We start from the raw sequence: 10,133 nt of genomic DNA on the forward strand, positions 1-10,133 counted from the left end.
CCCGGGTATTAAATTTCATCAATTTGTATTTGTATTTTTAACCGAGATAAAGCTATGATGTTTATATGGTTCATTGCAAATTTTTAGCAATGGGTATCCTCATTTCATTTAACACTTTTTTTGTGCCAAAAACGCTTTCCAAATTTACAAAAATTAAATATTTTAGGCTTATTTTAATAAATATGGCATTAATAGCCAATAATTGTTATAAATTATTCACTTTTTGCTGAAATTAAATTTTAGATAATTAAATTCACCCCCGGTATTGTGCCCTGCCCATTGCCCATCAATTTTAACCTTCAATTTATTTGTGCTATGTCGTTAACCTTAAAACTCAGTCAAAGAGAAACAACTTTTAATAACGAAGTTGTAACCCGGTTTGAGTTGTATAACAGTTTATTTCAAACTCTTCCTTTTTACCAGGTAAAGGATACCGGTATTTTGTTGCCTTTTTTTAGCTCACATTGCGAAAAGGGGGCTGCAATGAACGCATCGCCTACAGATATTATTGAAACTTTTTTTAAGAAATACGTTCCGGATATTGATCACCGCGAGCAGATAAACCGGATGTTTCGTTTTATACAATATATTGAGCGCCAGGTTGTTTTGTTTGATGCTATTGAAGATTCTTCTTTTAATAAAATAGGCAAGTTTGATGATACCGGTACGCTGCAAAGCCTGTTGCAACAAGCTGCTATTAGTGATGAAACCCGCAAAAACATTAGCGAAAAGTTAAAAGATTTTTCACTGAGGCTGGTACTTACCGCGCATCCTACCCAGTTTTATCCAGGCACGGTGCTGGGCATCATGACAGATCTTATTGAAGCTGTAAAGGTTAATGATATTCCAACTATTGATGTATTGCTGCAGCAATTGGGTAAAACGCCATTCTTTAACAAAACTTCACCTACGCCGGTTGATGAGGCCATTAGCCTATCGTGGTTTTTGGAGAATATATTTTACCATGCCGTATCGGGCATACAAGCCAAACTTGAAGATGAGTTTGATATTGATGCCAGCAATCAATTGCTTGAAATGGGCTTTTGGCCAGGCGGCGACAGGGATGGTAACCCTAACGTAACTACCGAAAGCACAAAGGCTGTTGCCGCTTATTTAAGGCTGCGCCTTTTCAGATGCTATTACCGCGATTACCGCGTGCTTAAACGCCGCATCACCTTTCGCGGGGTTGAAAAACCGATGGCCAAGCTGGAAAAACTGATCTACAAAAATGCGAATGAGCAGCATGGCGAGCCAAAGGATCTGCAACCCGAATTGTTAGATCTGCTGCAAGCCATCAAGCATACATTAATAACAGATCACGATTCTCTTTTTGTGGATGTTGTGGATAACCTGATCCAGAAAGTTCGCTTATTTGGCTGTTATTTTGCTACGCTGGATATCAGGCAGGATAGCCGCGTATTGCGCAGCGTATTTGATTTTGTGACTTCAAAAACCGATACCGGTGTTGCCAAAGGATATGCGGAATTGAAGGAGAACGAAAAGCTTGAAAAGTTAACTTTTAACGAAGTTGATTACCATCGCCCCCAGGATGCCGATGCCATGACCTGCGATACGCTGGATACCATTAGGCTGATGAAGCAAATTCAGCATAGCAATGGCGAAAAAGCCTGCCAGCGCTTTATCATTAGCAACTGCCAGCAGGCATCGGATATTTTACAACTTATAGATTTGTTTTTATGGAGCGGATGGCAAAAAGACAGCTTGACCGTTGATTTTATGCCGCTGTTTGAAACTGTTAATGACCTTACCCGCGCCGGTGAGATCATGGAACAATTGTATACACATCCATACTATGCCCAACATTTAAAAATGCGCGGCAACAGGCAAACTATTATGCTTGGTTTTTCTGACAGTACCAAGGATGGAGGTTACCTGATGGCTAACTGGAGCATTTATAAAGCTAAGGTTGAATTAACAGCCATGGCCCGTAAATACGGAGTAAGCCTTGCGTTTTTTGATGGCAGGGGAGGCCCGCCGGCACGTGGCGGTGGTAAAACACATCGCTTTTATGCCTCAATGGGCAACGAGATAGCCAATGAGCATATTCAGCTAACTATACAGGGACAAACGGTAAGCTCGCAATACGGATCAATTGAAACCGCGAGGTTTAACATGGAACAACTGGTTAACGCGGGTGTTATATCGGCATTGCACCCTAATCGTAATGATCTTTTGGATAGCAGGCATAAATCCCTGATATCGCAAATGGCCGACGAAAGCTACGGACTGTTTATGGCGCTGCGCGCACATCCTTTATTTGTAGAGTACCTGGAAAAATTTAGTCCGCTTAAACTATTATCCCGCATCAATATCAGCAGCCGCCCAACCAAGCGTGGTGTAGGCGGTCCGTTAAAACTGGAAGATTTGCGTGCTATCAGCTTTGTGACTTCATGGAGTCAGCTTAAACAAAGCATTCCCGGTTTTTATGGCGTAGGTACAGCATTGAAAAAAATGAAGGACGATGGCAACTGGCACGAGATCCAGGAATTGTACCAAACATCGGGTTTCTTTAAAACAATGCTGGATAATTGTATGATGTCTATGTCGAAATCAGATTTCAGGGTTACGGCTTACCTCGAAAAAGATGAAACATTCGGCGATTTCTGGAAAATGCTGAAGGATGAATTTGATCTTACGCGTGTTATGCTGCTTGAGCTAACCGGCAGTACAGTACTGATGGAAGAATACCCGGTCGAGCGCCGTTCTATCGCTATCCGCGAAAAAATAGTACTGCCCCTGGTTATCATTCAGCATTATGCCCTGCAATGCCTGAACAACTGCAAGGATAACGAACTTGTTGATATTTATGATAAGCTGGTGATTCGTACAGTTTATGGTATTGTAAATGCCGGAAGGAATTTGGCGTAATCCCCTCTAAATCTCCCCCCGAAGGGGGAGACTTTTATGTTCAGCTGGGAATTTCCTTCATTGAGGTGTAAAAAGTAAAAGCGAAGTATCCTTCAAGAAACCTCGCTTTTACTTTTTTAAGTCTCCCCTACCGGGGGAGATTTAGAGGGAGCTTGGCTGCATCCCTGTCGAAATAGCAAACCTGTTCCATGCATTAATTGCTATAATGGCCAATATCACCTGTGCAATATAAGTTTCGGGCAACACTTTGGCCGCTGCTTCATAGGTAGCGTCAGAAACGTGGTTTTGTATCAAGGTAACCTCTTCTGTAAGGGTTAGTATTGCTCTTTCCTCTTCGGTAAAAAATGGTGTTTCTCTCCAGGCGTTAAGGGCATAAATGCGTTGCTCGGTTTCGCCGGCTTTACGGGCGTCTTTGGTATGCATATCTATACAAAAAGCACAGCCATTTATCTGCGAAGCGCGAATCTTGATCAATTCGCGGTGGGTTTTACTTACGCTGCTTTTAACGATATACTGATCAAGGTTTAATAATATCTTGTAGGCTTCCGGGTCTGTTTTACCGATGTTTACTCTTGTTTTCATTTTCTAGTTTGTTTTAATACCCAAAGGTGGTAACAAAACATGTTTCAAAAAATGAATCAGGATTAAGAAAACACAAGTTGATTAGCTTTTTTTAGCCCGTATTTTGCTCATAAATTGCGGCGTAAATCCAAGATATGATGCCAGCATGTATTGAGGTACCCGCTGCATAAAAGCCGGGAATAAACTGCTGAAATGCCTGTATCGTTCCTCGTCGCTCATGCCGTAAATATATTTAATACGGTTTTGGAACGCAGCAAAAGCCCGTTGCTGTATTATCCTGAAATAGCGCTCCAGTTTAGGTATCGTCACAAAAAGCTCGTCGAGTTTGCTTTTTGTTATGCTTATAACTTCTGTATTTTCAATCGCCTGGATATAGTAAAATGAGGGGCGGCCGCTTTCCAGGCCATCATAATCTGTTAGCCACCAGTTTTCTATTGCAAACTGGGTTATCTGCTCATTTAGTTTTTTGTTGATGAAATACAGGCGCAAACACCCCGTGTTTATAAAGTAAAGCTCCTTGCAAACATGATCCGGCTGCAGCAAGAAAGCCTTTTTTTTAATGGTTTTTATTACCACAGCTGCATTGATCAGTTGTTCATCAGCTTCTGTAAGCTCAATGAACTTCTTAATATGATCCGTAAGATTGGAGTGCATAATTGTGGATAGAATTAAGAAGCCGTTTAAATTTTATTCAATAATGTTTTATACGTTTTTAAAATATATAACCTACCGTCATTGCTTCGTGCCTACCAATGAAGTTTTTGCAATTAAAGCCTTTTGTCATGCTGAACGCAGTGAAGCATCTATTATTCGCTATGCTTCTTCGCCCTGTACAGTCTGCGAATAGATCCTTCACTGCGTTCAGGATGACAAATTTTTTAAACGTCATTCCCCCTTCAGAGGCCCCGGATTTTAGCACCCGCAATTGCTATCTGTTTATTTTTCAAGGTATTCTTTTAATGATCTGCCCGTAATATCGGTCCAGCCGGCAACAAAATTCTCCTTTTTGAAGGCATCCACGCGAGGGAAGGTTTCCAGGCCCGAATGGGTAAGTTTAAGGCGGGTTTGCTCACCCTCAGAGAACAACTCCCATGTAACCTCCGAAACGCCTTCATAGCCGTCGTAACGCCAGGTATAGGCAATTTTACTGCCCTCAACAACCTGGGTTACCCTGCACAGGTGGCGATACTTTACGTTATCATCACCTGCAGTGAATTCAAACTCGAAGCCTACTTCTGGTTTAAATTCTGCCAGGTCAAAGTACCATTCCTTCATTTTGTTCTTGTCGGTAATAGCTTCCCAAACTTTGCTGATGGGGGCGTTGTACGTACGTTCAATTTCAAAAGGTTGTGCGCTCATAATTTTTCATTTTTAGGATTTATAGTTTCTGTATTTTGTTCATTGATAAGGAATACATCTAATGCATCCAGTTTTTGCGTCCAAAATTTGCTGTACTGTTTGGCCCAATCAGTAACTTCTTTAAGTTGTTTTAAATCGGCCCTGCAAAAACGCTCCCGCCCTTGTTGTTTAATAACCAGCAGGCCGCATTCGGTTAATATTTTGATATGTTTAGATACAGCCGGTCTGCTTATATCAAAATTATCGGCCACGGCATTAAGGTTCATGCTTTGGTGCGCAATCAGGTTGATGATTTCGCGGCGGGTAGGGTCGGCAATGGCTTTAAAAACGTCTCGGTGCATAACATAATGGCAATATGAAACCATATGGTTACAAATATATATGAAACCTTTTGGTTACGCAAATGGAACGTAAAAAAAGTTAAACACGTGATTATAATCATGACATTGCTAAAAGGGCTGTCAAACACTTTAAAATACCATAGGTAGCTATGAGTTTTTTATTACTTTTTGCAAACCATCGCCAAATAATCCCGTATTTTTGCCGCCATTATGGCTACTTCACTAAAAAACAAATTCGACAGTATAATTTTCGACCTGGATGGTACCCTTTGGGATAGCACCGCCAACGTGGCGCTGGCATGGCAACATGCGCTTAACCAGGTTGATTATTTGAACGAAGATATGACTGTTGACCGTGTAAGATCCATAACCGGGATGGCCTATGATGCCATTTTTGATAAACTTTTCCCTACCCTTAATGCCGGTCAGCGTAAAGTGGTGCAAAGCCTTTGCGCGGTAAGCGAACTGGAAATTTTACATACCAAAGGAGGCGAGCTATACCCACAACTGGAAGAAACCCTAAAATATCTGGGCGCCAACTACAAGCTGTACATTGTGAGCAACTGCCAAAGGGGCTATATTGAAGTGTTTTTGGATTTGAACGATATGCACCCTTACTTTTTGGCCCACCAGTGTTTTGGTACCAAAGGCAACCCTAAGGCCGATAATATTAAAGATATTGTTAACGATCATGAGCTTAAGGCGCCAGTTTACGTAGGCGATACCATGGGCGATTATACATCGGCAACAAAAGCAGGCGTACCCTTCATTTTTGCCAGCTACGGTTTTGGTGTGGTGCCCGATGGAATGGTTGCTACCGTTGATAGCTTTAGCGAGCTGATGGGATTGTTGTAATTAATGCCTGCTTCTGTTTTTCACCCAGTTACTTGGTTCCGCAGTACTAACCGATGATATATTGGCTTTTTTATGGCTAAGCAATAATTCCATCAATATCGCCGCAATCCGGGCCTCATCTTTATTACCCGTTTGTAACACATCCGGGCTGAAATACTTTTTTACAAAATGAGTATCAAAATTACCGGATGTAAAAGCTTCATGCTGCATCACAAATTTGCCAAAGCCTAAAGTAGTTGTAATACCGGTTATCTGGTATTCATCAATAGCCCTTATCATCCGCTCTATGGCTTCCGTACGATCTTTACCATACGTAATAAGCTTGGCTATCATCGGATCGTAATAAATGGGGATCTCCATACCTTGTTCAAACCCATCATCAACCCTTACACCAGCTCCTTTTGGGGTAATGTATGTTTGCAGTGTTCCAATATCAGGCAAAAAATCATTAGCCGGATCTTCGGCATATACCCTAAGTTCTATGGCATGGCCACGCATCTGCAGGTCTTCCTGTTTAAAGCTTATAGGTAAACCGCGGGCTATATTTATCTGCTCTTTCACCAGGTCTATCCCAGTTATCAACTCGGTTACAGGATGCTCTACCTGCAAACGGGTGTTCATCTCCAAAAAATAAAAGTTAAGCTCATCATCCATAATAAACTCTACGGTGCCTGCACCGGTATAATTTACAGAGCGTGCAACATCAACGGCACATTTGCCCATTTGCGCCCTTATTTGCGGCGTAAGCACTTTTGAAGGGGCTTCTTCTATTACTTTTTGATGGCGGCGCTGTACCGAACAATCCCGCTCAAACAGGTGCACAATATTACCATGGGTATCACCCAAAACCTGGATTTCGATATGTCGGGGAGATGAAACGTAACGCTCAATAAAAACAGATCCATCGCCAAATGCAGAGGTAGCCTCAGATACGGCCAGCTGCATTTGTTCGTCAAAATCACCGGCGCCTTCAACTATGCGCATCCCCTTGCCACCACCGCCGGCCGCCGCTTTTATCAGGATGGGGAAACCCACCTCAACCGCGCGCATTTTTGCTTCGGCAACATCGGTTATGGCTTCCACCGTACCCGGAACCATCGGGATATTATATTTTAGTGCAGCAGCTTTTGCCGATAGCTTGTTGCCCATTACTTCCATAGCCTCGGGCGATGGACCAATCAGGATAAGCCCGGCCTCGCGTACCTGCCTGGCAAATGAGGCATTCTCGCTCAAAAAACCATAACCGGGATGAATGCCCTCTGCCCCGGTTTCAATACAGGCCGCAATAATTTTTTTGCCAACAAGATAGGATTGATTTGAAGGGGCGGCACCAATATGCACAGCTTCATCTGCGTAGCGAACATGAAGCGCGTCGCGATCAGCATCCGAGTAAACTGCAACGGTTTTAATACCCATTTCGCGTGCCGAACGCATTACCCTTAAAGCTATTTCGCCACGGTTGGCTACCAGTATCTTTTGCATAAAACAAATGTAACCGAATTACCGGTTAGCAGGCAGGAAAATTCTATTTGGAAATCAAAATAACAAACGAACAATAATACGAACCCAGTCAGCGCACATTTTTACCTGCCAGTTTTATCCAACCGGTAGGTTCTGTTATTGCAGCGATAGCAAACATATCTTTTAAATGGCAGCCAAAACAAAAATGTTTTAACCAAGGGGCCGCGTTTTATACGGGACATGTTACCGCTGCATGATYTGCAACGCACTGCTTTTTGGGCACCCAATTGTTTTATTTGAGTGTTATTATCGATGTCAGATTTAGTTAAATCAGCAGTCATACTATTCAATTTGTTAAGGGGAATTAAAATCAACTAAATTTAACACTAAATCATGAATATAATGTGAAGATTTTAACAACAAATTAAAAAAAAGGTGCTTTTTAGCCTGCCTTAATGCCTTTTTTTACCCTTTTTAGACAAAACGCCCCTAATTTTAAGTTAAGAGCGTATTAAATATAGGTTAAATTAAAAATTACTCCTTTTTATCGGGAACCGGAGTGCCTAAAGGTGGCGGAACAGGCTGACCACCGGGACCTTGAGGCGGGCCAACAGGGCCACGGCCAACAGGAACAGTAACTTCGGGATGAGCGGTACCGCGGTGGCAACTGTTGCAATTAATACCTGCTTTTAGCACCATACCCAATGAATCTTTTTTTGCATGAAAATATTTGCTGTTGATTTTGTTCATCATCTTGAACATATCGCGGGTCATATTCTTTTCTGGTTTGGCATCGCTTACCCAATCCATCTTTTTGGCGGCTTCATCACGTACATGGCAAAAATTACAATGTACGCCTAATGAATGTTCCCATTCATCCATTACCGCATGGAGTTGATCTTTTGTAATATTCTTCGGCAACACTTTCAGGTTTTTAAACCCTTCATCGTCCGCAACCTTTGGTGTCATAGATGTCATGGCACCTAATACCACAACCGATATTAACGCGAGAGTGACTAATAATTTTTTATTTACCAGCATAATTGTCATATTTAAGTCATCTAATGTATCGATTAACTTTTAATGTTACAACTTTTAGCCTTCACTTTCGCAGGTAACTTTTTGGATACAGAGATAGGTGTGCAGATTTCAGATTTCAAATGTGCAGATATGCAGATGAGGTTTTATGACTGTGCAGATTTAGATGATGATTTGATTCCGGTTTATTTTCTGAACCGGAATTTTTCGAATTAAATAATTAACAGAATTTTTATAAGCATAAACTCTTAAAATTCAAACAATTCGCTGAATTCGAAAAATTCGGGTTCAGAAAACAATCTGCACATCTGAAATCTGAAATTTGCACATCTAAAGTCTTACCAGTTTTTCACTTATAGCCCAAAGCTTATCGCGGGCAGCGGTATCAGTTGCAATGGCCGATGTTTTGGCGATCTTTTTGTTTTTAAAATACCCACCGTTGTATTTATCAAGGCGGGGAGCGGTGGCCAGGAAGACGGAGGTTTCCGCGCCTTGTTGGGCAGTGATCATAAACGGACGGATCAACACGCCCATCAGTTTCTCGGGCCCTTTAAAGCCAACCCAAAAATCGGTATTTACCACGCCCGGATGCAGAGAAAACGCAAGAATGCCGGTATTGCCAAATTTTGAAGCAAGCGATTGGGTAAAATAAATATTGAATAGCTTATTCATCCCATACGCTTTCCAGGCGCCATAGGATTGCTCCCATTGGAGATCATCAAAACGTGGACTACCCCTTTTATGTGCATTTGAGCTCACATTGATAATACGCGCCTGCCCTTTTTGCAGCAGTGGCATTAAACTGGTGGTGAGCAGAAAATGGCCCAAATGATTGGTGGTAAAAGTCATTTCAAACCTATCCTTACTCAACTCCCGCCGGGCAAAAATTCCACCGGCGTTGTTAATGAGTATATTAATGGCAAACAGCTTTCCTGATAATTCGGCAGCGGCATCACGTACGCTTTGCAAATCGGCCAGGTCGCATTTAATCACATTGATCTCATTATTACCTGTTTGCGCTATTAATTCCTCTTTAAGCCGATCGCCTTTTAGCGTGTTGCGTACCAGCAGATAAAGCGCATGCCCCTGTCTTGCCAATGAAAGCGCTGTCTCTTTCCCAATGCCCGATGTGGCGCCGGTTATTACGGTTGTTTTTAATGCCATAAGCGCAAGCCCCCTCCGCCCCCTGAAGGGGGTACTTTTTGATTTGCGTGTAAGATAGTAGTTATCTGTTACACTTTAAGCAAAAGGATAATTTCTTAAAAATGATTGTCACGAACGAACAGGGGTGGATTTTAGCGCTGGGGTGAGGAGAAATCTTCAGCGATATGCTATACAACGATGCTTAGTGAGTGCACATCGCCTAAGATTTCTCCTCACCCCCTCCGTCCCCGCACGGTCTCTCGAAAGAGGACCCTGCGGCTGCACTAAGCCCGTATTATTTACGAAAATCGCGTTTATGCGTGATGATCCGGGTACCTCAGGGTCCTCTGCGAGAGACCCTGAGGGGACGAAAAAGTCTTAAGTTCAAAGTCAAAAAAGAACAAATCCGGCTAATAACTTACGACTTCCGTCCCCGCAGGGTCTCTCGAAAGAGGACCCTGCGGC

General features: G+C 42.4%; 9 protein-coding genes. 2 read left to right on the forward strand and 7 right to left on the reverse strand.

Annotated features, from left to right (window positions below; genetic code table 11):
* The first annotated feature begins 315 nt into the window (after window positions 1-315).
* Window positions 316-2,889, forward strand: a complete 2,574-nt coding sequence (locus AC1DPZ_RS16145; RefSeq protein ID WP_477405186.1) for a phosphoenolpyruvate carboxylase — start codon at window positions 316-318, stop codon at window positions 2,887-2,889.
* Window positions 2,890-3,030: 141 nt separating this feature from the next.
* Here AC1DPZ_RS16145 and AC1DPZ_RS16150 read toward each other — a convergent pair whose 3' ends face one another.
* The 4 genes from AC1DPZ_RS16150 to AC1DPZ_RS16165 all read right to left on the reverse strand — a co-directional run bounded on the left by AC1DPZ_RS16150 (window position 3,031) and on the right by AC1DPZ_RS16165 (window position 5,171).
* Window positions 3,031-3,471 (reverse strand): carboxymuconolactone decarboxylase family protein, encoded by a 441-nt coding sequence (locus AC1DPZ_RS16150; RefSeq protein ID WP_477405188.1) that lies wholly within the window; start codon window positions 3,469-3,471, stop codon window positions 3,031-3,033.
* Between the two features lie 81 nt (window positions 3,472-3,552).
* Window positions 3,553-4,125, reverse strand: a complete 573-nt coding sequence (locus AC1DPZ_RS16155) for a Crp/Fnr family transcriptional regulator (RefSeq protein ID WP_477405190.1) — start codon at window positions 4,123-4,125, stop codon at window positions 3,553-3,555.
* Between the two features lie 282 nt (window positions 4,126-4,407).
* On the reverse strand, window positions 4,408-4,830 hold the full coding sequence (locus AC1DPZ_RS16160) for an SRPBCC family protein (protein WP_477405192.1): 423 nt from the start codon (window positions 4,828-4,830) through the stop codon (window positions 4,408-4,410).
* Window positions 4,827-5,171, reverse strand: a complete 345-nt coding sequence (locus AC1DPZ_RS16165) for an ArsR/SmtB family transcription factor (protein ID WP_477405194.1) — start codon at window positions 5,169-5,171, stop codon at window positions 4,827-4,829. The genes AC1DPZ_RS16160 and AC1DPZ_RS16165 overlap by 4 nt, the downstream gene beginning before the upstream one ends.
* 210 nt (window positions 5,172-5,381) lie before the next feature.
* Here AC1DPZ_RS16165 and AC1DPZ_RS16170 point away from each other — a divergent pair, with 210 nt between their 5' ends.
* Window positions 5,382-6,026 carry an HAD family hydrolase gene (locus AC1DPZ_RS16170; RefSeq protein WP_477405196.1) on the forward strand — a complete coding sequence of 215 codons (645 nt, stop codon included), beginning with the start codon at window positions 5,382-5,384 and terminating at the stop codon, window positions 6,024-6,026.
* Here AC1DPZ_RS16170 and accC read toward each other — a convergent pair whose 3' ends face one another.
* The 3 genes from accC to AC1DPZ_RS16185 all read right to left on the reverse strand — a co-directional run bounded on the left by accC (window position 6,027) and on the right by AC1DPZ_RS16185 (window position 9,689).
* On the reverse strand, window positions 6,027-7,508 hold the full coding sequence (gene accC / locus AC1DPZ_RS16175; RefSeq protein ID WP_477405198.1) for an acetyl-CoA carboxylase biotin carboxylase subunit: 1,482 nt from the start codon (window positions 7,506-7,508) through the stop codon (window positions 6,027-6,029).
* 513 nt (window positions 7,509-8,021) lie between these two features.
* Entirely contained in the window at window positions 8,022-8,528 is a 507-nt protein-coding gene (locus AC1DPZ_RS16180) for a c-type cytochrome (protein WP_477405200.1), read from the reverse strand.
* Window positions 8,529-8,855: 327 nt separating this feature from the next.
* Entirely contained in the window at window positions 8,856-9,689 is an 834-nt protein-coding gene (locus AC1DPZ_RS16185; protein ID WP_477405202.1) for an SDR family oxidoreductase, read from the reverse strand.
* Window positions 9,690-10,133: the final 444 nt, after the last annotated feature.

It is taken from the genome of Mucilaginibacter sp. P4_G9, from assembly GCF_056400985.1.